The organism is Deltaproteobacteria bacterium (assembly GCA_016930875.1).
Classification (GTDB): Bacteria; Desulfobacterota; Desulfobacteria; order Desulfobacterales.
In genome coordinates this window covers 22,848-45,512 of record JAFGFW010000137.1, presented here as the reverse complement: position 1 = coordinate 45,512, position 22,665 = coordinate 22,848, and the positions used below count along the sequence as shown (strand labels likewise).

Sequence of the window (22,665 nt, the reverse complement as noted above, 5' to 3'; positions counted from 1 at the left end):
AAGAAGAACTATAAGGCGCCGGGGCGGCATTTATGCCAAGACATGCGCAATAACACGAAGGCCAAGAGGCGTGGCGACAAAGTAAAAAAAGAAAGCTGCTGAGAACAGTAGGTAGCGTTGACGCTTCAGGCTCACGGGCTAAGTAGCAATACAGAGAGTCTTTGGCTTCTTCATTCCAAGAGAAGTGTTGAACATTGTCTTGATTCGTTTGGCGTTTGATCCCATATGATCAAGGAATCATCCCCTCGTCATGCCCCACCACAATCTCCGATTATATACCTAACAGCAAAGACAATGCCAAAGATGGGCTCTTACCCTAACATGTTGATATTCTATTGTTGCTCTTTTTGCTCTTGATGGTTATTAAATCCGACAGACGCATAATGAGACAACAATTGTCTCATTATGCGTCTCAACACTGTCTCGTGCGAGACACTCTTGAAAGATGGCAGGGCTATTTGACGGACTTGATGTCAAGGCGTGCTAGACGACGGTATAGTGTGGCCCGGCTTATGCCGAGCTGGCTAGCCGCAGCCGTACGATTTCCTTTTGCAGTCTCCAGGGCGGCCAGCACGCGTTGTCTCTCATCTTGGTTCGGGTCGCTGGCATGTGGTCGAGGATGCCTTGAGTAGAGTATTTCAGGCGGGAAGTTTTCGGCGTTAATTACCGATGCTTTGCAGTGGAGGGTGGCAAAGTCGATGGCGCTTTTCAGTTCTCGCACATTCCCGGGCCAATCGTATTGCAGGAGTATCCTCATGGCCGCACTGCTCACGTCCTTGACAGGCTTTCCAGTAGCCGCACGGCTTTGGCCCAGGAAGGATGCAACAAGCAGAGGGATGTCCTCACGGCGCTCGCGCAGCAGAGGAAGTTTGATCCTGGCAATTCGGATCCGATAAAGCAGGTCAGGGCGAAAATTGCCCTTTGCAGCTTCTTGACTTAGATCCCGATGGGTTGAGGCCAAGACCCGAACATCTATCTTTCGAGGCTTGGATTCACCCAGTCGTGTGATCTCCTTTTCTTCAAGGACCCGAAGTAAACTGGTCTGCATATTCTTAGAAATATCGCCAATCTCGTCCAGAAGGAGTGTCCCCCCGTTGGCAACCTCAAAAAAACCTTTGTGATCCTCAACTGCTCCGGTAAAAGCACCTCGTTTATGACCGAACAACTGGCTGATCAGTAATGAATCAGCCAGCCCGGCGCAGTTCACCGCGATGAAGGGCTTATTTTTTCGATGGCTTGAAAAATGTATGGCTCGTGCAACCAGTTCCTTGCCCGTTCCTGTCTGACCCTCGATCAGGGCAGTCCAATCCACCTTGGAAGCGTCTTGGATGCGCTGATATATAGCCTGCATAGGCTTGCTTTTTCCTACAAGATCATGAAATTGCGCTTTATCTTCAAGCATGCGCCGCAAATCGTAGACTTCAGACATATCGTAGAAAAAGAAAATTCTTCTGGCTGGCGTGCGGGGGTCGTCTTGCACTTCGATGTCCATCCAATAACGCCGCCCTTCCTGAAATTCGACTTGAGTTTGCAACCTCCTTCTTGCTTTACCGGGATGCCTCAACATATTCTTTAGCCGGGTTTTGTCATGGGCATTGAAATGGAATAACGCTTCCCAATGACTTCCCAAGAGCGCCGTTAGACTCTTTCCGATAAGGTGTCGGGCGGTCTGGTTGAGAAATGTGACACGGCCGGCCTGGTCTAATGTTGCAATCCCCAGACGCAGCATATTGAGAACCGACAAATGATCATCATGGCCTTTCTTGATCTCCCTGAACATTTCCGCAACCGTGGCCTCCGTCCGCTTAAGCTCGGTAATGTCCCGACATATGCTCTGAACGTAGTCCTTCCCATCTATGGCAATTGCCCTGCTACTCACGTAGACATCTCGTATCTCTCCACTCTTTGTCCTATGTCTAGTTTCAAATCTATAGCCCCCCTCCTTGGTGATTTTCTTGCTGTGGCTCAGGACTTCCTCAGGACTTTCTACGACTTCAAAGTCGGATATCTTGAGCTGTTCGAATTCCTCGTGAGTAAACCCGAGGTTTTCATGCGCCCTTTTGTTGAATTCCACCAACGCACCTGTCTCTTTATCAACGAGCATAATTGAACTTGCCGCTAGTTCGAAGATGGTTCGGTATTTCTGTTCCGACTCCCGCAACGCCTCCTCCGCCTGCTTGCGCTCGGTGAGGTCTTCATAAGTAATAAACTGTTTCCCGTTGTCCATGGCTACGGGTCTAAAAACGATGTCCCGCACTGTCCCGTCCTTGCAGGTGACCTTGAACTCTCGAAGCCTGCATTCGAACGCTCCCGATTTGCCCAAGTCACATTTACAGGCTGACAAGACTTCCCGTCGGTACTCCGGATCTGGATAGGCCTTGTAAAGCCAATCCGTTCCAGTGGGGATATCCTCCGGTGTGTAGCCAAAAACCTCGGTAAATTTCTTGTTCAAGTACAAGTATCGTCCGTCTGAGTCGATGATAGAGATTGGAAAGGGAGACAGGGCTGCTATCTGTCTAAACCGCTCTTCACTCTCCCGCAATGCCCGCTCTGCCCGCTTGCGATCACTGATTTCTCTGGATACATTGTGAATCATCTCATTGGTTACTTTTTTCAGGGATTCCAATAGGTCTACCTGTGAAGTGCCAGATACCCGCGCTATCAGGTCACCTTGTGAGACCCTATGCAATACATCGAAGTGCTCAGCAAGACCGATGGCAAACTCGTGGGATAGATCGACGATTTCTGCAAGGTTTTCGGCGGTCAGGTTGACCATATGTTTTAGCTTCGTAATCAAAGCGAGTTCTGAGATTTCGGGTATCCTGACTTCAGGATCGCCTGAAGATATCTTTTTTAACGCCTCAAAGACCTCGGACAACCCTAGAGCCAGCTCCATACTGGTGCCTTCCAACTCCCTATCTCGCTCGTTAACCATATGCCTGAATTCTGTGAGTTGTTCATTGACCACCTTTAAGGTCTCTTCCATGGAATCGACATCTATGTTCGCTCTAAAGGGCTCGCATTCAAGGCACATCTCGACCTTTTCCAGGAATTTTCCCTGGATCTCATTTCGACAATGGGTACCTGCAATGAGCCAGCAATTCAGCTCCTTTGACTTGAAAACCGGACATTCCTCCTCGTCACAGCGAAAGAATTCCCAGCATTTCACCTTCTTTTTCATCTCTGATACTCCTATGCAACGACAGCGCCCCTGCCAACCCAACGGGGCAGAGAAAACCCTTGCTGTGCGCCCTTTGCGAGGATGTGCTTTCTAAAACTGTATCTGGATCCTCTTCTTGTTTCCCCCTTCATCCTTTATGGAAAGGAAGACTTTGCCCAGCCGCTCACACCAGGTGCGGACATCTTTCTCAAAGGTAGGACAGTCTCCCAATACCTCCAAAATATCACCGTGTTTCATATCCGGGGCCTTCACGGCGATCTTAAGGATCGGCTGAGGGCACTTCTGACCAAGGGTATCTAAGACTTCCACTGCCATAGTCACCTCTCCTTACATGAAACCCTTCAGTTGAACCGCAAAAGCGAGTGCATTCCCCATCCCGATTTATCGGGACTGCGGAGTTCCGCAATGCCCTTTATCGGTTTTTTTTCCTATCATAGACATGGACCATCGTCGGCATTTTGCCCGGGAGGCAGTGAGTGGCACAAGCAAGGCAAGGATCATAGGCTCGAAAGGCCATCTCTACCACATTCAATCTGCCATCGGAAATGCTGCCGCCTTTTATGGCGGTCCGAGCAGCCTTTTCAATCGACATGCAAATGGCTGCGGCGTTGTTCTGAGTGGCGACCAAGAGGTTCAACTTCTCTACGATTGCCTTCTCGTCGCTTTCATAGTGATGAAAAAGCGTTCCCCTCGGCGCCTCGCAGACACCGACGCCTTCTTTAGGGGTTTGATTAGGAAGATTGCGTATCTTGGGACTGGTAATTTCCCCATCTCTGGCAAGTTCGTCCATTCTTTCTGCTGCGTATAAAACCTCGATAAGCCTGGCCCAATGGTAGGCCAAGGTGTTATGTACAGGTTTTCCACCTAACGCATGGAACATCATTTCATACTCAGCCTGGGCTAGGGGGGTGGCCATTCCTTCAGAGGCATTGAGGCGGGCAAGAGGGGCGACCCTGTAAACTCCGCTATCCTGCCCATCGATGAATCCCTTCCAGCCGATGTTTTTCAAATAGAGTATCTTCTGATAGCTCCACGGTTCAACCCGTTCCTCCAGATGTTTCAAATAGTCTTTTGCCTCGAATTTGACAAACTCCTTGCCGTTGGGATCAACCACCCGGATGTCCCCGTCATAAAAATTGACCCTGTCATGATCATCGACTAGACCCATGTAGTACGTTCTATGGCAGAAAACGTCACTCGTGAGCCACTTAGCCGACCCCTTATGATTTAACACCACGTCATCGAAGATATTCAATGTAAGTTTGGCAAATTCCACTGCGTCTTTTGTCACATTCTGTATCTCAGCCCTGTCCTCTTCGGTTATGGCTTTTGAAACGCCGCCTGGAAGCCCGCAAACAGGATAAAGGGCGCTTCCGCTAACTAATGCGTTGACGCCCCGTATCCGTTTCCGAATATCAATGACCTTTTTTCCCATTTCGACGCCCACTTTGTCTATGACGCCGAAAATATTCCTTTTGGCCCTTGGCGCCATGGGACCCACGATGAAATCAGGCCCCCCCAGAAAATAAAAATGCAAAAGATGGTTTTCAAACATGAAGGCATTATACATGAGCTCTCTGAGCTTTCTTGCCGCAGGCGGCGGCTCAACGCCGAACAGATCGTCCAGTGCCTTGCTTGACGCCGTATGGTGGGCCGTGGGACACACCCCACAAATCTTTTGTGTCAGGGTGGGCATTTCCTCTGCTGCCCGGCCTTCACAAAACTTCTCGAAGCCCCTCAGTTCGGGGACTTGAAAATAAACACGCTCCACGTCGCTTTTGTCGTCGAGAAAGATATCAATCTTTCCGTGTCCTCCCAACCTGGTTATGGGGTCAATGGTAATTCGTTTGCTCATGAGCTCTTCGGGGTCAGTTTCCCCTTCAATATGGATGAGGCGAGGCCATACCTGTAGAATAGTCCGCCAGGGTCAGGAATGGAATCTGCGGTTTTCTTCAACGCTTCTTTGTCTGTGACGTCGATGATGGATGCGAGGAATGAGGAAGATTTTGCGCCCTGGTCCCTCACGTTGTCTGTGGGCCCAAAGCAACCTCGACAGGGCATGTTGGCATTGATGCACCTTGCATTGCAACCACCCCTGGTGGCAGGGCCAAGGCAGATAATACCCTCGTCCAGAAAACACTTTTCAGGGTCCCATTCCGTTTCATAGATTCGTTTGAACTTTTTTATCCGTAATTTATCGGGCTTGCTATCTATTCGAGGGCATGTGTCGCAAAGGGCCTTTTTCCCCGCCAATACGGTTCCCCTTGGGGGGAGCCTGTTCTCCAGGACCATCATCATGGCCTCTTTGATGAGTTCTGGCGTTGGGGGGCAACCCGGGATATAGTAATCCACTTCTACGACCTGGTCCAAGGCCTTGACGGTATCATGGATATCCGGGAGTTTTATTTTTCTCCCAGATTCTATGGTTTCGTGTTGCGGCAAGATTCCCTGAGGATTGTTTGTCGTGGGAACCTCTTGGTATAAGCGGCTCAGCAAGTCTTCACGTTGATAAAAATTGGCCAGACCCACGACCCCGCCAAGATGGGCACAACTTCCGTGGGCTATCAGCAATTTCGATTTTTTTCTCATTATTTTGGCCATATGTTCTTGTTCACCCGTCCTGATGGCGCCATTGATCAACGTTGCCGTAATCTCGCCATCATTCATGGCGACAACATCTTTATACTTAAAATCGAGGGCTACAGGCCAAAACACAATATCTACGGCCGCGGCAACCGTTAAGAGATCCTCTGCCAAATCAATGACCGATTCCTCGCAGCCGCCGCAGCTTGAGCACCAATATAGCGCAATCTTCGGTTTTTCTGTCATATTACACAAGGCCACAATCAGTCTTAAAAGACAGGTTGCCGACAGGATCAACAGTATACCCTGCGGCTAACCTTGATGTGCCATATCTAGCATCAGCGAGGCAATGGGCCGAGTTGCCTCATTCTTTCAGTCATTTCACAAACGATTTTGACGAACTTGTCTCCCTCGCCGGCTGAGATCCAATCAAGCTTTAATCTGTCTTCTTCTATACCAAATTGACTTAGCACCCTTTTTAATATAACATATCTCTTAAGCATTTGGAGGTTTCCCTCTTTGTAATGGCAGTCACCCGGATGGCAGCCCAGGATCATCACTCCGTCAGCGCCTTCCTTGAAGGCCTCAAGGATGAATTGAGAATCGACCCTGCCGCTGCACATCACTCTAACGACTCTCAGGCCCGCAGGATACGCCTTGCGCGCCCTTCCCGCAGCATCGGCTCCTTCGTAAGAACACCAGTTACACAGAAAACCGATGATCTTGGGTTCAAAACCTATCATCGTGGCATGGCTCTTTCTAACCCTGTCGGAGCAGGCCTCTTATTTCTTGGGATATTTCCACATCCGTAAAATGGCTGGCCTTAATGGCCCCGCTGGGACAGGCGGCAGCGCAGACGCCGCAACCCCTGCACAAGATTTTATTGATGGCAACATTTTTTTTCAAGTCATCGCACGCGATGGCCTTGTAGGAACACAGGCCAACGCATAGTTTGCACCCACAGCACAGATCTTGATCCACGTCCGCAGTTATCGGCTCAAGGGCCAACTTCTCTCCTGGAACAAGCCGTGACAGTATCCTGCCCGCTGCTGCCTGCCCCTGTGCTACCGAGCTTTGAATATCCTTTGGGCCTTGGGCACAGCCGGCAATAAATACTCCCTCCATGGCCGTTGACACAGGGGCTACCTTGGTGTTTTCTTCAGAAAAAAAACCACCTTTCCCCTGAGATATGTCAAAAAGCTCAGCCATGGTCCCAGCATCCCTGGCCCCTTCCATGGCAGGAGCCAAAACGACCATGTCCGAACCAACCCCGCGGCACCTTCCTTGGATGTCCGTAAATCTAATCAGTGTCTTTCCATTCTCTTCAGTAATCTCTATTGAATCGGGATGCTTCATATGCATCAACTGTATGTTGGCCTCTCGGGAGATCTTATTAAAGAAGGCCTGCGCTTCTTTTCCCGGGAGGCAAAGATCAGAGTAAAGCCCGGTCATTGACGCACCAGGCAGTTTGCCGTTCACCTGGTGAGCAAACTTGAGCAGATACATACAGCACACCGCAGAGCAGTGTTCATGAAACTCGCCGGTCCTGGAACCAACACAATGAACAAGGGCTATCTTTTCAGGGACCTGACCGTTTCGTAATAGGATTTTCCCCTCTGTCGGCCCGGCAGAATTGACCAGTCTTTCAAATTCGAGGCTGGTATAGACATTATCAATCTTGCCGTATCCATATTTGGGGTCCCTCGCCGGGTCGAACAGATCAAAACCCGTGGCCAAGACGATCGCGCCCACTTGTAATCGGCGAACTTGGTCGGTTTCCTCGTAGATGATGGAGCCGAAAGGGCAGGCCTTCTGGCAGGCGTTGCACCCTTCTGCTTGCCAGCGCAAACAGTGCTTTTCATCGATCACTGCGACATTCGGCAGCGCACCAGGATAAGGGATATAGATGGCCCTTCTCTCATCAAGTCCCTCATTATATTCATTTTTTACCTTAACCGGGCACATTTCAACACACGCACCGCAGCCGATACAGGTCTCACTATCCACAAATCTTGCCTTCTGGTTCACCTTGACCAGGAAATTACCATAAAAGCCTAATACTTCTTGGACCTCACTCCATGTAAGGATTTCGATATGCTCGTTATGTAAAACCTCATCTAGTATGGGATCAAAGATACAAGAAGCGCACTCCAGATTGGGAAACACATCTTCATACCGGGCTACTTTGCCTCCAATACTCGGCAATTTCTCAACCAGATAGACCTTTCTATTTTTTTGTGCCAGCGTTAGCGCGGCGCTTATGCCTGCTATCCCAGCTCCTACGACAAGGGCATCCGGTTGGCATTCTACGTCTTTAACCTTCAAGGGTTCATGATAAACAACCCGCCTAACCGCTGCGTGAATGATTGCCTTGGCTTTGTCAGTGGCAAGGGCTTTATCCTTAACGACCCAGGCGCATTGCTCTCTAATATTGGCGATCTGTAAAAGAAAGGGGTTCAGGCCGGCCTTCTCCAGACATTGCTTAAAGGTATTTTCATGCTCTTTTGGCGAACAGGCCGCAATCACCACCCTCGTGAGGTCGTGGTCTTTAATGTTTTTTCCAATAAGCGCTTGACCTTTTTGAGCACACAAAAGTCCAAAAGCTTTAGTTAGAACCACATTTTCAAGGCCTCGGATGAATTTCACAACCTCATCCAGATCCATGGCGTCCTTTATGTTCGGACCACACTCACATACATAAACGCCTATTCTTTCTGCCACTTGCAAAACTCCTGTAAGACAAAACAGGCCCCATGCAGATGTATGTTTTGTACAATGCACAGAGCCCTTTTGAATGCCATGGGGATTTCCCCCTGAAGTTTGTTATGTCGCGAGCGAACTTGTTATCACGTAAAAGCCTAATACATTCATCAACGGTGTGGCCTAATGCCTGTAAAATTCTTGTAATTTCTCTTTAAGGTTATAGGGCGGTGATTCCAAAGTCATGCAAAAGTGATCTATGTCATCACCCGTTTGATGGAGCGAACGCCCGAGCCTTGCCGCCTCAGACTTCTGTTCCTCAGAGAGGTCCGATGATCTACATATCGTGTTGATTCTCTCAAGTGCCATGTCAATGTGATCGGTAACACTCGTGAAATTTTCAAGAACGAGCTTGTTCTTTGCTGCCATACACCTATTCTCATTGCTTTGTGTGACGTTTACATATGATGAATTCGTAAAAAGTTGGTTTATGCCGCTTCGCGGCGTCCTGTCGGCAACGAACTTGATGTTTAAGTTCGTTGGAAGTTTTTTTGTGAGCGAACAAAATTGACCTTTTACGAAACCGACATATATAAACATATATGAAACGCTCCGGGAGGTCAATGCCGGGGGCCATGCACAAATCCACCGTCTAGTTCCAGCGGGTGCAATTCTTGAGGAAAAAAGATATTTGTCATAGGAGGGTATTGCCCCGGCACCTCCATGGTGGGAGCGGTGTCGGGTAAGCTTGATGGCCTTGTCTTTATGGTCGGGATGATGTCTGGCGTTTTCATATTTGCTGAAATATTCCCTGTGCTTAAGAGGTTTTACATGTCAGGAGATATGGGCACACTCCGCCTTCCGCAGGTGCTGAAGCTCCATTCCGGCATTATCGCCTTTCTTGTATGTCTCATGGTCGTAGGGGCCTTCTGGCTGGGAGAAAAAACTGAACAACGCTTCCAGACTCACAAACCAGAGGGGGCGCCCAAAAGACGATTCAAGCTGGCCGGTTCAACCATCCTGGTGCTCCTTGGGCCTTATATTGCTGATCGCAAACCCTGACGAAGCAGTGATCAAAGAGCCCGCTAAAACTACACTCCCTGAAGAGACCACCAGAGAAACGCCCCTGACAACGGAAGCCCCAGCTCAGGCCGAAGAAGCCCCACACGTTATCATAGGAGAACATGAGGGATGTTAGAGTTTATGAGATGATAATGACAAGGGCTTGAGAGTCCGGTTCCCGCTAGAGCCTCCCCTTTTTTAATATAGCTATGAGAAGCCACATGCCCATCACGGCGGCGCCCACAAAACCGAGGATGCCGAAGACCGGGATGCCGAACATGAATGGGGGCGTTTTGGAAAGAACGATCAGGGACGAACCGATAAGAAGGGCTGCAATGATTATAGAAAATGCAATCCGATTGCTGATCTGATCGTGGGTTGTGAGCATCGGTTCAAGCCCCCGGTGCTGAAATTCGATCTTGGCCTTGCCCTGCTTCAACTGCTTCATGATCTCACGAAGCTCACCCGGAATCACCTGCAGAAGGCGCAAGAAGTCTGCGCCGGATTCGAGCATGTCGCCCGCAAGCCGTTTGGGATGCATCCGCGCTGTCCTGACATGCTTGATAAACGGGGTAGTCCTTTGCATCATATCAAAATCAGGATCGAGTGACAGGCCAACTCCTTCCACAGTGGTTAATGCTTTCAGCATGAGAAACAGGTTCTGCGGGATGTGTAGGCGATGGTGGGCAATCAGTTCCAGAAGTTGCTGAAGGAGCTTTCCCATCTCCAAATCCTTTAAGGGTTTGTAGAGGTGTTGCCCCATGAAATCAGCCACATCTCTTTCCAGGCTGGGCAGATCCGGTTCCTCATCATACTGGGCAAGTTTGAGAAGTGCATGCGTGGTTTTGGATTCGTCACGGCGGGCAAAACCGTAAACAAGATCGGCAAAATTCTCCCGGGTCTGCCGGTCAATGCGTCCCATCATTCCGTAATCCAGATAACAGATCACATTGTCAGGGAGGAAAAAGATGTTTCCCGGATGCGGGTCGGCATGGAAAAAGCCGTAATCGAATATCTGTTTAAGAATCAAGTCAGCGCCACGGGCCGTAAGGATCTTTCGATCCAATCCCTCTTGGTCTATGCGATCAACCTCCGAGGCCTTGATGCCGTCAACATACTCCATGGTAAGCACTCGTCCTGTGCTAGCTTCACGAAAGACCTTCGGGACATAGACGGACATATCGTCTTGAAACTGCCTGGCAAAGCGCTCTATGTGAGAGGCCTCAATCGTGTAATCGATCTCCTTTTCGATGGCGCGGGCAAATTCGTCCACAATACCGGTGGGACGGTGAAACTCTCCTTCCTCAACATGTCGCTCCATGAGCGAGGCCAGATGAAGCATGATCTCCAGATCGACCTCAATGGTCTTGCGGATAGCGGGCCGCTGAACCTTGACCACAACGTCTTCGCCATCCTTCAACCGGGCCCTGTGAACCTGGCCGATGGAGGCTGCCGCCAGCGGCGTCTCTTCAAACGCCTCAAACACGTCTTCAATTGCTCCACCAAGCTCCCCTTCAACGATCTGCTTCACCTCCTCATACGCAAAGGCGGGAACATGGTCCTGGAGCTTTGAGAATTCCCGAACGAACTCTACTGGAATCAGGTCCGGCCGGGTGGATAGAATTTGGCCCAGCTTGACAAACGTGGGCCCGAGTTCTTCCATTGCCATTCGAACTCTCTCAGACCTGGTGAGTCTTTCCACCTGCTCCCGCCTCTTCCTGGAGATCATCTGAAGACCGACTTCCAGATATTGCTCGATCTTGAGCACTTCAACAAGATCCCCGAAGCCGTACTTGAAAAAGACAGCAAGAATCTGCCGGTAACGGTTCAAATGGCGATAACCACGACGTATCAGCCCTATTTTTCTGATACTTAGCATCTAGTCCTGCGAGCCTTTCTCTTTCAAGGCCTGATCAAGTTTCTTTATACGTTCCGTGAGCTTGAGGATATCTTCTCTGGTGGCAAGATTCATCTTCTTCATGGTATTCTTTACTACCTTTTCTATCTGCGCCTCCAGATCCTTCTTCGCCTTCTCTGATTTCTTCGAAAGGTCATCGACTATTTTCTTCCCCTCTTCTTCCGAAAGCTTTCCCTTTTTTGCCAGCTCCCTGGCCAATTTTTCGATCTTGTCCTTGGCCAAACCGGCCAACCCTACCCCTGTCAGCATGGTCTTCTTAAGCGAATCAAACATCGTTCTCTCCCCTTCAATGAGTTGTTCCTGGATGACACAAAAACGGGCCAGACATTTCAGGACGCATCTTTTTTTGCAACCTTTTCTTTATGTTTCTACGTGCGTGTGTTCGCCATGTTTCCGTTCGCCATGTTTTTGCACGATTTCAATAGCCTTATCTATTAACTCTGATGATGAGCTTATGGTTTGTGTTGCTTGATCAATGAGCCGTAAAGCTGCCTTGCCGGATATCTGAGTGGAGTCTCTCCGCAAACTGTCAAGATATGAATTTGCAAGCCCTTTCATCTGTTCAACTTCATATTCCTTTAGATAACGATAATACGATATCCTGTTTTCTCTTGTCGTCAAGACACCTTCCAGTTCATTCTCAAGATAGGCGTATATTCTCTCTATGTTTTCAATGTTCTCACGGCAATGCATTACAAAGAAGCGCTCCTTAGATTCATGGGCCCCCATAGCAGTATATATTGGCCTTAGGTCCTCCTTTATGCCGGACAAGGTTTTTATGCTGTGCCTTAATTCATTTTTGATATGTTGTATCTGTAATCTATCCGGATCGTTCAAACCTCTTGTTATCTCACTTTCTGAAAATGATACATCTGGAAAAAACACGGTAAGCAACAATGGTAATACGAGTATGACTATTATCTTTCTCATTCTGTCCATCTCCTTCCATTGGCATTGATCTATTCTATTTTGCCACTGAAACATGTCCTCAGGTCCTCCACCAAGCTCCCGTTCAACGATGTGCCTCACCTCCTGATCAGTTCCTTGCCCTTGTTTTTACTCATAGCGGACAGCCCCACCCCTGTCAACATGGCTTTTTTGATGAAATCAAAAATGGTTGCCCTGCTTTCAATAGTCGCGAGCCAACTGATTTTAGGTTGAAGACTTCTCAACAATTGCACTTACCTCTTCTCCGAACAGGACTTCTTTTTCCTCCGACCCTGCGGCCAGGGCATCCAATGTTGGCCGGTTTTCCTCCCTAAACAGAGGCTACATCATTTTTCTAACAACTTGTTGATTTGCTCCACTTCCCAACGCCAAACCTATCCTTGGCTTTCTAGTGGTCTTCGTATTTTTTGTCATATAGTTTGTCCCAATGGAGGTGTAGCCCTTACCATTTACTCCTCCTTGCTCCTCCGCTTCTCTAAGGCATCCTTTGCCCCTTTCCACAGCCCCAAGATGGCCCCTTTGGCCATATCCACGGACCTTTTCCCGAGTTCTTTGGCCTCTTCGGCCATGACATTGGCCGCCTGGCCGGCAGCTTCCGCAGTCGCTCTGGCCGTATCTTTCCCGGCTTGCTTCACTCTTTCAGCAACGGCTCCCGCAGCATGGCGAGTCTTTTCTCTCAAGACAGAGGTTGTTTTCTTGGCCCGATCGGCAAGGTCATTTAACGCACCCCTTGCCACTTCTCCGGAACGACTTGCCACTTTGCGGGTAGCCTCTATGAAAAGGTCCTCGATTGCCTCAAAGTCTTTCTTTGTCCTAGCAATATCCTCGCGGACAAATGCCTTTACCTTATCCCCTGCAGATTCTACTCCTGATGCGATCCCTTTCTGAACCCCCTCAAAAGCGCCAACGGAAACGTCCTTAACCGCCTTGCCGGCTTCCTCGGCGGCCTCCACTGCACCGGACATGACCTTGTCGGCGATTTTCTTCACCCTGTCGGCGGTCACGTGGCCTTCTTTTAGGGCCTTTTCAGTGGCATCGCTGGTAATGTGTACCACGGTTTCTTTTACATCTTTGGCGGACTCAATAGCCTGCTTGACTGCTTCTTTGACAGTCTGTTCGGTCAAACCTAGTAGTTCCGTGCTTTTCAGTTTGACATCGGTTACAGCGGATTCCACCCGTTCCTTAACCTCGTCGGAGAGGGTGGCACCTGCCTCTTTTGCCCCTTCCAGGCCTTCCCTGACACGTTGTGCCAAACTGTGCTTCTCATCCTCGATTCGTTTCTCGAGTTTCCGGAGTTCCTCCCTGGTGGCCTCAATCGCCTGATCCCCGTGGCTGCGAGTACCGGCAATGGCGCCTTCTACAACCCCTTCCACGGTCTCTTTTGCATCCGCTCCGGCATCCTTCAAACCATCCACAGCAGCAGCTACAGCATCCTTAACTACAGGACGAAGCTCCTCACCCTTCGTTTTGGCCACAGCAGCCGACACCGCTTCTTTCACAATCTCGCGCACCTTTTCTGTGGTGATCTGCCCGGTTTCTTTTGCCTTCTTCAACTCCTCAAGTATGCGATTTTTCACCTGATGTTCTGACATGGTTTGTACCTCCTTTCTAATGGTTGAGCCGGTTGGCCGATTAAGTCCGTCCGGACAACACCCAGACGGAACAATAATCCTGAAATCGAGAACCGAAAAAAGAGCAACGGGCTAACGAAATCGTCAAACACAGTCATTCTACTGGTCTTTCAACCAGTATCCCCTTGAAGATGATCTCGTTTAGCCCGTCCAAATAATCTTCTATCTGTTTGTCGCTCTCCAGTACCAGCCAGTTTAACTCAAACCCCTTCATGGCGTAACCAATGGCCTGGGCTGCCAACAAAACGTCTCTGACTCTAAAAACTCCTTCTTTTACACCACGATTGAGAATAGAGTGAATAATTTCAACTTCCCTTTCAAAAAGGCTATCGCGTATTGCCGCGGTTTTCGGCAACAGCCTATCGATCCCTTCCCTGTCGAGATTGAGGATGTTGATCGCCTCCTTCATGTGACGGAACTTTGCTCGTGCAAGGGTCCGGAGTTTGTCCGCAGGGGATACCACCTTGTCAACAGAGGCTGACTCTTTCTTGATCACATCATCAATTTCCCGGCGAAGCACCTCTAGATAGACCTGATCTTTACTCCCGAAGTAGTTGTATATGGTCGCCTTGGCAACCCGGGCCATGCGCGCTATTTCGTCCAAGGTGGTTTTCTGAAGACCATACCGGCCAAACATCTTCTTGGCAGTATCGAGTATTGATTCCACCTTTTCCTCTTTCATCCCCTCTCCTTTTGAATCTGTATATTTAAACTAATATCGTTTTGAAGTCTAAAATAGTCCCAAAAGAACAGTTTGTCAAGGATGATTCGCAAAAAACGTATCCAAGAAAGGTCGCCAAAATCAGCGGGTGGCTCGGTATGTTAAAGTGGGAAGGTCACAAGGATGTCAAGTTGTGAACTTGTGAGGTATTTCGTTTTGCCATTTCAGGGTGCAGAGTTTTCTGGACGGGGCACTAGTGGATAGTGGTTTTCCCTCCGCTGGTTCTCCTCAGGAGCTCTAATGTTCCTTTTACATTGTTCCTCGCCTCTTCTGCGGCCATTCGCAGTTGTCGGAGTTTTTCTGCAAAACCTTCAAAGACTTCCTTTAAGGCTACAAAATCTATTTTTATTTCATCTAGTATCTCTTTTCTTTCAAGGTAGTCCTTATAGGCCTCCAGTATCTTTTCGTTCAGCGGTGAGACGTCGCCAATCTTCATTTCCAGCACATAACAACTTGATCCGTTATTGCTTACCAACTCACAACTGGTAATGGTCCCTTCAAGAGGAAAAGATCTTAGAATCATACCTTCAGGCAGTTTTACCAAAAGGTCTATTTCCGTTCCCACACTCTTTGGAGAATCGGCACATAAGGTAATGGTTTTTTCCGTAAATTTGATTATTTCACTCGTCATATGGCTTTCCTCCTCCCTTCCTTCAGAATAGCCTCACATGCGATGTTCACCTTCACAACTAGCAACCTTAGTGCCAGTTACCACTTCATTGAATTATATCTTGTGTCTTCAGCTAGTTAGGATGGTCAGGCCTGACTAGTGGACCCGAGCAATTGGGTAACTTAGGTTACATCTTGAGAAAAAAAATACCACCTGAGCCCAATAAATACCACATGTGAGACGAAAAAAGGGAAATCTTTTTCCTAGCATCAAATCGCAAAGCGATTTGATGCCTTTTGATCACTTACCTATGCAAAATCTATTGAAGATCTGATCCAAGATGTCCTCTGTGGTGGTCATGCCGATGACTTCACCAAGGGCGTCAAGCGCCTCTTTTAGGTCGATAGCCACAATCTCGGCAGGTTGTCCGCTTCTAAAACCACCTGCGGCAGTCTTTGAGGCGGTCAATGCCTTCTCAATAGCCAGCTTGTGGCGAAGATTCGGAACGATACGGGGAAGCTCAGGAGGCCGTCTTTGTTTCATCACGACCGAAAAAACAGCAGTCTTCAATTCTTCAAGCCCCTCATTGTACAAGGCCGATACCTCAACCTGCGGGAGTCCAGGAAACTGTTTGATTATCTCCGGTACGGGCCTGTGAGGTTTTAGGTCGGTTTTGTTGACCACCAAAATAGCCTTGCGGTCCTTGACCAGTTGATGGATCTTTAGATCTTCTGGGGTCACTGCCACACTGCAATCCACCATAAAAAGCACAATATCCGCTTCGTCCAGTCGCTCTCTTGTGAACCGGATCCCCATGGCTTCAAGGGCATCATCCGTATGGTGAAGACCTGCCGTGTCTATGAGTCTCAAGGGGATACCTTTGATGTTGACCGTCTCTTCGATAAAATCACGCGTGGTTCCCGGAGTGGTCGTGACAATCGAACGTTCTTTTTTAAGAAGTCGATTCATCAAGCTCGACTTTCCAACATTGGGACGTCCAATTATGATGGCCGAAATCCCCTCCCGGTAGACATGTCCCTCCTCGTAATGAGCCAGGAGTTCCTCCAGGGGACCTATCACCTCCTGATCCGTCCTTCGGGCAAAAGCCTCTGGCTGGATGATCTCTTCCAAGTCCTCTGGAAAATCAATGGCCGCCTCGACTTCTACCAGCATGGTCTCGATGGGCTTCTGAATCGCTTCTATGGCCCCGTGCAGATGGCCCTTCAACTGCCGGGAAGCCAAATCAACACCCTCCTTGGTTTGCGCGGAGATTAACTCAACTACCGCCTCGGCCTCTGTCAGATCAATGCGACCATTCAGGAAGGCGCGTTTGGTAAACTCCCCTGGTTCTGCCATACGGATTCCTTGCTTTAACACCAACTCCAGGATTGAATAGAGTCCGTACCTGCTCCCATGGGCCTGGATTTCCACCACGTCCTCCCTGGTGTATGTGCGGGGGGCCTTCATAACGGTGTAGAGCACTTCATCGACCGCTTTTTCGGTCTCTGGATCAATGACGTACCCGTGGTACAGGTGGTGAGATTTCAGGCGCGAAGGATCTCTGCGTGGCCGAAGGAGGGGAAGGACCAAGGATGTGGCCCTTGGTCCGGAAATCTTGACGATACCGATCCCACCGGTGCCGGGAGGTGTCGCAACGGCAGCTATGGTATCGACATCCATGAGATTACATGATTTTTCACGGAGTTCACCAGTAGCAAAAATCCGGGCACAGATGCCCTGGTTTTGGTTATCCCCAGAGTGGATTTGGCTTCTTGGAATTCCAATACTCCATTACTCCGGGACATACCATCAAGGCAGAGCCAATTGACTCTTTGAGCTCGTAGCCAAGGCTGCTTCCCGGCCTTCGTAGCCGTTGCCACTTCGGCGGAGTAGGCTGGCGAAGCCGGCGACCCCGCCCGGAGGACGGGGTTTTTCAGAACCCAATGAAGCTCCCTGCAGCAGGCTGCAAGGTATCAAAGCGGAATTTCGCCGTAGTTCGCCTTGCCTTCGCGCAGCGCAGGCGCTTGCGCCGCGTGTCATCCCCGCAGCAAGTCGCCGACGCGCCATAGCTTGGGCGACGGTGCGCTGCAGGGTATTCCGGCGAAGGCGAATAAACTACGCTGATGGGCGTTGTCTCTGCTTTCTCTGCGGGTAGATGACCAGCTTTCTGAGTAATCCTGTACCCATACTCTGGGTCCGAATCTCGGTCTCGTCTTTTAGGGCAACATGGACAATTCTTCTGTCGTAGGCATTCATTGGGTTGATGGTGGCGGGTTTTCCAGACCGCTTGACCTTTTCCCCCAAACGCAAAGCGAGCTGTGTCAATGATGTCTTTCTCCTGTCGCGATACCCTTCCACATCGACGGAGATACGCATTCTGGTTTTCTTCTCCTTATGCACAACCTTTTGAACAATGTACTGCAGAGCGTCGAGGGTCCTGCCGTGTTTTCCGATAAGGATTGCCGAATTGCCTCCTTCCACAGTCAGCTTCATTCTCTCAGCATTAGCCTCTACCGTGACAGTGGCATCCTCAACTATGAATGAAACGATTTTCTCCAGGGTGTTCCTCGCCACCTCAGCCACGTCCACGTGCTCCTCAGCTCGCGACGGTTCCTCGACATACTCTTCCGCTCTTGAGCGTTCCTCGACATGCTCCTGTGCTCTTGACGGTTCTTCGATTTCGACATGTGCCTCTTGGGGCACGACAACCTTTATTCTCGCCTTTTTTACACCAACCAGCCCGAATATTCCGGTAGAACCATAAGAAATCACATCTATTTCAAGTTGATCCTCCGGGAGCCCCAGTTTTTCACATGCCTTTCTTACAGCTTCTTCTTTGGTCTTGCCCTCAAACTCATATTCAGACTCCATAAAGCCCTCCGTTATCAAGCCATTTTCTTGGTGACATAATACTGCTGAGCCATTGAGAGAATGTTGTTTACCAGCCAGTACAAGACAAGCCCTGATGGAAAGTTTATGAATATGAACGTAAAAAAGATCGGCATAAACATCATCATCTTGGCCTGCGTTGGGTCCCCCGGCGGCGGGGACATCTTCTGCTGCAAAAACATGGAAGCCCCCATAATAATAGTCAAGACCGGTATCCCGTAGGGTGGGGCCATCATCGGTATTTTGAAACCAAAATCAAACAAGCGATCGGGCGCCGACAAATCGTTTATCCACAGAAAGAACGGGGCGTGCCTTAGCTCAATAGCCTGGTACAACATTTTGTAAAATGCAAAGAATACCGGTATCTGGAAAATCATTGGCAAGCACCCACCCAATGGGTTTACCTTATAGACCTTGTAGAGGTTCATCAATTCCTGGTTCATCATCTTCTTATCATCTTTGTACTTGGCCCGGATCTCTTTCATTTTGGGCTGTAACCTCTTCATCTGGCTCATGGATTTGTAGCTCTTGTTGCTTAACGGCCAGAAGAGGAGCTTGACAATAATGGTTATGATAATAATGGCGATCCCGTAGCTGGGTATTAAGCGATGCATGTAATTCATGGCATGGAGCAATGGTTTGGCGATTATGTCAAAAAACCCGAAATCGAGAATTTTGCCAAGTTCTGATCCTACACGGTCCAGGGCTTCAAGGCTCTTAGGACCGAAGTAGAGCTTATACCGGTAGGTTCTTTCGGTCTGCGACGCCACAGGTCCTGCAGGATCCACGTAGGTGGTCTCAAGGATTTCATCTGATGCCAGGGATAGCCTCATGTTCGCTTCTGAAACATCCTGGGGCATGATTGCCGACACAAAATACTGGTCCTCGCAAGCGACCCATGCTATGCGGCCAGAGTACGAGCCTTCACTGGCGATCTTCTTAGTCTTGATTTCCTCAAGTTCTCCGTTGATCAAGGCGGCCGGACCCGAAAAGGTATACCTGGAAGCCCCTATCTCCTTGAGGTTGTTTCGCAAAGAAAGGCTCAGCTTGTCCTCAATGGGTCTTGACGCAAGATTTCGGACCTTAACCTCCAACCCAACTTCATAACTGTCTGGAATAAAAGAATACGTTTTGAGAATGGTAACGCCGTCACGAGATGTCCACGTAAAGCTTACGTCCTTGCTTGCCTCAGCAGCATTTATGGCATCGGCATTGCTTGTTGCCTCGAAAACCGCATGCCCTAATCCCTCCAAAGCCTTACCCTGGAACGAAACCACCGGTGTAAATCCCTGGTCACCAGGCAATTGAATCAGTTGCTTCATTGGGGCATCGGGCGCCAGGGTTTCTTTGTACTTCCTAAGCCTAAAATCCTTGAATGATCCCCCGCGTTCGACAAGCTCTGCCACATAGAGCCCTGTCGACACGGTAATCGTCCGCCCGGGGCGCTGCTTCTTCGAGATGACACCTTCCTCAACCGGAGGCTTTTCTCCCAAAACCCGTACCCGCTCATCCTCTGCAGGGATGAGTTGCTTTGCCGTTTCTTCCTTTCTGGATGGTTCCTGCTCGCGTACCGGAACCTCCTTCGCAAAGAACACCTGATAAACAAAGAACAGCAAGAACGACAAAACGATAGCCAACAACATTCGAAGTTCCATTGACATGGATTAGTTTCCCCCTGATCTGAGTAGATTCCAAAAGACAACCGGGCAATAGCCCAGGTAGCCAGAAGAGCTATGGAACAGGATCAAACCCGCCGGGACAAAAGGGGTGGCACCGCAAGATCCTTTTCACGGTCATCCAAGAGCCCCGCATAACACCGTGGCGTTCAACAGCCTCGTACGCGTATGCGGAACACGTTGGATGGAAGCGACATGCTGGTGTGAAGACTGGCGAAAGGACATATTGATAGGTCTTAATGAGCGACAACAATAACAGCTTCATTACTACAATCCTTTGAAATCTCACAAAATAATGTTTCCAGCGTCTGGCTGATTTCCTGGGATGACAGATCAGCAGCGCCTCTTCTTGCTATGACACTCATATCGTAAGCTCTGCCGATCAGAACTGAATTCAAACGAAAATACTCACGCACCAGGCGCTTGATGCGATTCCGTGTCACTGCACACCCAACCTTCTTGCTGACCGTGATTCCCAAGCGCGATTTTCCAAGGCTATTTCGGCAACAATTGACGACAAAACAATTTCTATGAATTTTTCTGCCGAACTTAGACAACATCACAAAGTGAGGCCTTTTCAAGATCCTGTCTGTTTTCTTGAAGGAAAAAGCGCTCAAGCTCTTCTGCCCTCTCATACGGCCAGACGTTTCCTTCCCCTGGCGCGTCGACGGTTGATGATTCTTCGTCCCTGTTTTGTGGACATCCTTTTCCGGAATCCGTGCGTTCTAGCTCTTTTGATTGTGCTTGGCTGATATGTTCGTTTCATAATATGTCCCCTTTGGGTGTATCCTTCAATCTTTCAATCCGGAGTTCTAACATCTATAAAATTTCTAAAAAAACACAGCTTCCGGCTTTTGTCAAGTCCTGCGAAACATTCCAGTATTCAAAGAACCGCCGATCTTTGGGTTTTTGATGTAAAAGCCACCAGTTGTACTCAGCCCTCTCCTTGTGGCGTTTTAGTCTCTTTTTCCAAAAACTCAGTTTCCTTCTCGCGATCTCCCAGGGCCTTGTGACATCTTGCAATGTGATAACTCGCTTGTGGTGAGTCTTTGAATTTGAGCAGAATCTCCAAGGCTTTCCCGTATTCTCCCAAATTCATATAGTTTATTCCCAGGCAAATATTCAGTTCTTCGCTGCCCGGGAAATGTCTTACACCTTCCAGGAGAATGTTGACCGCATCCATGAATTCCCCTTCACTTTGCTTGACAATGCCCAACCCCAGGTAGGCGCGGTGATCAGGAAAATAGTCTAACGATTTCCTGAATAGCTTTTCAGCCGCCTTTTCCTTTCCTTTAATGGCTTCAATCTTGGAATAATCTCCGTGACTAAAAGTCATCCCAAGCCTTGAGCAAAAGTCAGCGTGCATCTCAAAAAACTCTTCTTTGTCCACAAGATCCAAAGAATCAGCAAAAAGGTGCAGATTTGCATATATCTCTCGTCTGAGCCTTTCGCCAAAAGCCAAAATGAGGTCCTGTGACAGATCCGGATCTGATTCAAAATAGCAAATACCTTCAATTTTTCTTAGCCAGGTATCGTCTGTGACGCTGAACCTTTTTTGAAAATCCGAATAGAGTTGGGTCCCGGGATAGATCTCAAGGATATAAGATATGCAAACAAAAGGCTTTATCTCCTTGATCAGGTCGAGGGTCTCCTGAATTGTTTCCCACGTCTCCTCAGGAGATCCGTATATGAAATAAGCTCGCGCCAGGATGCCGTATCCATGCGTTAGGGCAAAAGCCTGTTTGATATGATCAGTCCTTAGAGGTTTGCCCAATAGGCCCCGTATTTTTTCCGAACCACTCTCAACACCGTAACTGATCTGGATACAACCGGCCTTCCTCATCCAGTACAAAATCTCTTCGTTGATATAGTCAGCCCGCGAGATAGCAAACCAGGTGATCTTAAGGCCTTTTTCGAGGATCCTCTGGCAAATTTCAATAACCCTCTTTTTGTTGATGGTAAAAGTGTCGTCGGAAAAATAGAAAAAACTGATTCCTTTGCTGTGCAGCAGTTTTAATTCACGTACGAAATTTTCAGGTGAGCGAAATCGCACTTTGTGTCCCCAGAACTTCGGGCTCCCGCAAAAAGTGCATTTTCCGGGGCACCCCCGCGAAGAGACAACATGTTGATAATCAAAATACTCTGCAGGAATCGGCAACTCGTCCAGATTCCGTATGAAAGGAGCAGCTTTGGTCTTTCTGATTCTGGCCCCTTCCCTGAAGGCTATCCCTTTTATCTCCTTAAGGTTATTATAATTCCTTTTCTCAATCAACTTGACCAAATTCAGAAAAGCATATTCCCCTTCACCGATCACAACAAAATCGATTTCCGGGAAATGGGCTAAGAAATGCTTCCACAGAAAAGTGGCGGCAATCCCGCCAAAAACTATCTTCACCTTTGGGTTGATCTTCTTTGCTATTCGGGCAATCTCTATCCCGCCCCATCGATTTGCATTCAAAATTGAAAAGCCGATGACTTCCGGCTTCTTTTCAAGTAAAGTCTCCACTATTCTCTGTGGGTTTTTATGAATATTGTGCCAATTAAGCACTTCAACCTCGTGGCGATGTTTCTTCAAGACTGCGGCAACGTAATATATTCCTATCGGCACCACACTAATATCTTCCTCGTGTGCTTCACTTCGATCGTAGAGAGGATAGGGATATATGAGAAAGATGTTCATATTAGGCAAACTTTCCGCTAATTCTCTGGCTCCATTTAGGGGATTGACCTGAAGACATCATGGTGC

21 protein-coding genes are annotated in these 22,665 nt (G+C 48.8%); 1 reads left to right on the top strand and 20 read right to left on the bottom strand.

Going from position 1 to position 22,665, the window contains the following annotated elements:
* Window positions 1-454 precede the first annotated feature (454 nt).
* The 7 genes from JW883_12180 to JW883_12150 form a co-directional block, all read right to left on the bottom strand.
* Window positions 455-3,181, bottom strand: a complete 2,727-nt coding sequence (locus tag JW883_12180) for a sigma 54-interacting transcriptional regulator (GenBank protein MBN1843023.1) — start codon at window positions 3,179-3,181, stop codon at window positions 455-457.
* A gap of 90 nt (window positions 3,182-3,271) precedes the next feature.
* Complete coding sequence (locus JW883_12175; protein ID MBN1843022.1) at window positions 3,272-3,496, bottom strand: sulfurtransferase TusA family protein; 225 nt, start codon at window positions 3,494-3,496, stop codon at window positions 3,272-3,274.
* A 97-nt stretch (window positions 3,497-3,593) separates the two neighbouring features.
* Entirely contained in the window at window positions 3,594-5,036 is a 1,443-nt protein-coding gene (locus JW883_12170; protein MBN1843021.1) for a Ni/Fe hydrogenase subunit alpha, read from the bottom strand.
* Entirely contained in the window at window positions 5,033-6,010 is a 978-nt protein-coding gene (locus tag JW883_12165; GenBank protein MBN1843020.1) for an oxidoreductase, read from the bottom strand. Before JW883_12165 ends, JW883_12170 begins: the two co-directional genes overlap by 4 nt.
* A gap of 92 nt (window positions 6,011-6,102) precedes the next feature.
* Entirely contained in the window at window positions 6,103-6,507 is a 405-nt protein-coding gene (locus JW883_12160) for a hydrogenase iron-sulfur subunit (protein MBN1843019.1), read from the bottom strand.
* A gap of 16 nt (window positions 6,508-6,523) precedes the next feature.
* Window positions 6,524-8,485, bottom strand: coding sequence for a CoB--CoM heterodisulfide reductase iron-sulfur subunit A family protein (locus JW883_12155; protein MBN1843018.1), 1,962 nt, complete (start codon window positions 8,483-8,485; stop codon window positions 6,524-6,526).
* A gap of 162 nt (window positions 8,486-8,647) precedes the next feature.
* On the bottom strand, window positions 8,648-8,893 hold the full coding sequence (locus JW883_12150; protein ID MBN1843017.1) for a hypothetical protein: 246 nt from the start codon (window positions 8,891-8,893) through the stop codon (window positions 8,648-8,650).
* 306 nt (window positions 8,894-9,199) lie between these two features.
* On the opposite strand from JW883_12150, the gene JW883_12145 reads away from it, so the two are divergent.
* Window positions 9,200-9,526 (top strand): hypothetical protein, encoded by a 327-nt coding sequence (locus tag JW883_12145; protein MBN1843016.1) that lies wholly within the window; start codon window positions 9,200-9,202, stop codon window positions 9,524-9,526.
* Window positions 9,527-9,707: 181 nt separating this feature from the next.
* Here JW883_12145 and JW883_12140 read toward each other — a convergent pair whose 3' ends face one another.
* The 13 genes from JW883_12140 to JW883_12080 all read right to left on the bottom strand — a co-directional run bounded on the left by JW883_12140 (window position 9,708) and on the right by JW883_12080 (window position 22,599).
* Entirely contained in the window at window positions 9,708-11,405 is a 1,698-nt protein-coding gene (locus JW883_12140; protein MBN1843015.1) for an AarF/ABC1/UbiB kinase family protein, read from the bottom strand.
* A complete protein-coding gene (locus JW883_12135) occupies window positions 11,406-11,717 on the bottom strand; it encodes a polyhydroxyalkanoate synthesis regulator (GenBank protein ID MBN1843014.1) in 312 nt (103 codons plus the stop codon).
* 87 nt (window positions 11,718-11,804) lie between these two features.
* Window positions 11,805-12,374, bottom strand: a complete 570-nt coding sequence (locus JW883_12130) for a hypothetical protein (protein MBN1843013.1) — start codon at window positions 12,372-12,374, stop codon at window positions 11,805-11,807.
* A 467-nt stretch (window positions 12,375-12,841) separates the two neighbouring features.
* Window positions 12,842-13,984: a hypothetical protein gene (locus JW883_12125; protein MBN1843012.1), complete on the bottom strand. Its 1,143-nt coding sequence runs from the start codon at window positions 13,982-13,984 to the stop codon at window positions 12,842-12,844.
* A 133-nt stretch (window positions 13,985-14,117) separates the two neighbouring features.
* Window positions 14,118-14,705, bottom strand: a complete 588-nt coding sequence (locus JW883_12120; protein MBN1843011.1) for a TetR/AcrR family transcriptional regulator — start codon at window positions 14,703-14,705, stop codon at window positions 14,118-14,120.
* A 232-nt stretch (window positions 14,706-14,937) separates the two neighbouring features.
* Complete coding sequence (locus JW883_12115; protein MBN1843010.1) at window positions 14,938-15,375, bottom strand: hypothetical protein; 438 nt, start codon at window positions 15,373-15,375, stop codon at window positions 14,938-14,940.
* A gap of 279 nt (window positions 15,376-15,654) precedes the next feature.
* Complete coding sequence (gene mnmE / locus JW883_12110) at window positions 15,655-17,034, bottom strand: tRNA uridine-5-carboxymethylaminomethyl(34) synthesis GTPase MnmE (protein MBN1843009.1); 1,380 nt, start codon at window positions 17,032-17,034, stop codon at window positions 15,655-15,657.
* 435 nt (window positions 17,035-17,469) lie between these two features.
* Window positions 17,470-18,225, bottom strand: a complete 756-nt coding sequence (locus JW883_12105; protein ID MBN1843008.1) for a Jag N-terminal domain-containing protein — start codon at window positions 18,223-18,225, stop codon at window positions 17,470-17,472.
* 14 nt (window positions 18,226-18,239) lie between these two features.
* Window positions 18,240-19,898 carry a membrane protein insertase YidC gene (gene yidC, locus JW883_12100; protein MBN1843007.1) on the bottom strand — a complete coding sequence of 553 codons (1,659 nt, stop codon included), beginning with the start codon at window positions 19,896-19,898 and terminating at the stop codon, window positions 18,240-18,242.
* Window positions 19,899-19,974: 76 nt separating this feature from the next.
* A complete protein-coding gene (gene yidD, locus JW883_12095) occupies window positions 19,975-20,184 on the bottom strand; it encodes a membrane protein insertion efficiency factor YidD (protein ID MBN1843006.1) in 210 nt (69 codons plus the stop codon).
* The gene (gene rnpA / locus JW883_12090) at window positions 20,156-20,554 is read right to left on the bottom strand and encodes a ribonuclease P protein component (GenBank protein MBN1843005.1); all 399 of its coding nucleotides are present in this window, start codon (window positions 20,552-20,554) and stop codon (window positions 20,156-20,158) included. Before rnpA ends, yidD begins: the two co-directional genes overlap by 29 nt.
* Window positions 20,551-20,685 (bottom strand): 50S ribosomal protein L34, encoded by a 135-nt coding sequence (rpmH, locus tag JW883_12085; GenBank protein ID MBN1843004.1) that lies wholly within the window; start codon window positions 20,683-20,685, stop codon window positions 20,551-20,553. The genes rnpA and rpmH overlap by 4 nt, the downstream gene beginning before the upstream one ends.
* A gap of 168 nt (window positions 20,686-20,853) precedes the next feature.
* Entirely contained in the window at window positions 20,854-22,599 is a 1,746-nt protein-coding gene (locus tag JW883_12080; GenBank protein ID MBN1843003.1) for a radical SAM protein, read from the bottom strand.
* Between the last annotated feature and the right edge of the window lie 66 nt (window positions 22,600-22,665).

Coding starts and splice junctions, on each gene's coding strand:
- JW883_12180 (MBN1843023.1), bottom strand. CDS start 3,181: ATGAAAAAGAAGGTGAAATGCTGGGAATTCTTTCGCTGTGACGAGGAG.
- JW883_12175 (MBN1843022.1), bottom strand. CDS start 3,496: ATGGCAGTGGAAGTCTTAGATACCCTTGGTCAGAAGTGCCCTCAGCCG.
- JW883_12170 (MBN1843021.1), bottom strand. CDS start 5,036: ATGAGCAAACGAATTACCATTGACCCCATAACCAGGTTGGGAGGACAC.
- JW883_12165 (MBN1843020.1), bottom strand. CDS start 6,010: ATGACAGAAAAACCGAAGATTGCGCTATATTGGTGCTCAAGCTGCGGC.
- JW883_12160 (MBN1843019.1), bottom strand. CDS start 6,507: ATGATAGGTTTTGAACCCAAGATCATCGGTTTTCTGTGTAACTGGTGT.
- JW883_12150 (MBN1843017.1), bottom strand. CDS start 8,893: ATGGCAGCAAAGAACAAGCTCGTTCTTGAAAATTTCACGAGTGTTACC.
- JW883_12140 (MBN1843015.1), bottom strand. CDS start 11,405: ATGCTAAGTATCAGAAAAATAGGGCTGATACGTCGTGGTTATCGCCAT.
- JW883_12135 (MBN1843014.1), bottom strand. CDS start 11,717: ATGTTTGATTCGCTTAAGAAGACCATGCTGACAGGGGTAGGGTTGGCC.
- JW883_12130 (MBN1843013.1), bottom strand. CDS start 12,374: ATGAGAAAGATAATAGTCATACTCGTATTACCATTGTTGCTTACCGTG.
- JW883_12125 (MBN1843012.1), bottom strand. CDS start 13,984: ATGTCAGAACATCAGGTGAAAAATCGCATACTTGAGGAGTTGAAGAAG.
- JW883_12120 (MBN1843011.1), bottom strand. CDS start 14,705: ATGAAAGAGGAAAAGGTGGAATCAATACTCGATACTGCCAAGAAGATG.
- JW883_12115 (MBN1843010.1), bottom strand. CDS start 15,375: ATGACGAGTGAAATAATCAAATTTACGGAAAAAACCATTACCTTATGT.
- mnmE (MBN1843009.1), bottom strand. CDS start 17,034: ATGGATGTCGATACCATAGCTGCCGTTGCGACACCTCCCGGCACCGGT.
- JW883_12105 (MBN1843008.1), bottom strand. CDS start 18,225: ATGGAGTCTGAATATGAGTTTGAGGGCAAGACCAAAGAAGAAGCTGTA.
- yidC (MBN1843007.1), bottom strand. CDS start 19,898: ATGGAACTTCGAATGTTGTTGGCTATCGTTTTGTCGTTCTTGCTGTTC.
- yidD (MBN1843006.1), bottom strand. CDS start 20,184: ATGAAGCTGTTATTGTTGTCGCTCATTAAGACCTATCAATATGTCCTT.
- rnpA (MBN1843005.1), bottom strand. CDS start 20,554: ATGAGAGGGCAGAAGAGCTTGAGCGCTTTTTCCTTCAAGAAAACAGAC.
- rpmH (MBN1843004.1), bottom strand. CDS start 20,685: ATGAAACGAACATATCAGCCAAGCACAATCAAAAGAGCTAGAACGCAC.
- JW883_12080 (MBN1843003.1), bottom strand. CDS start 22,599: ATGAACATCTTTCTCATATATCCCTATCCTCTCTACGATCGAAGTGAA.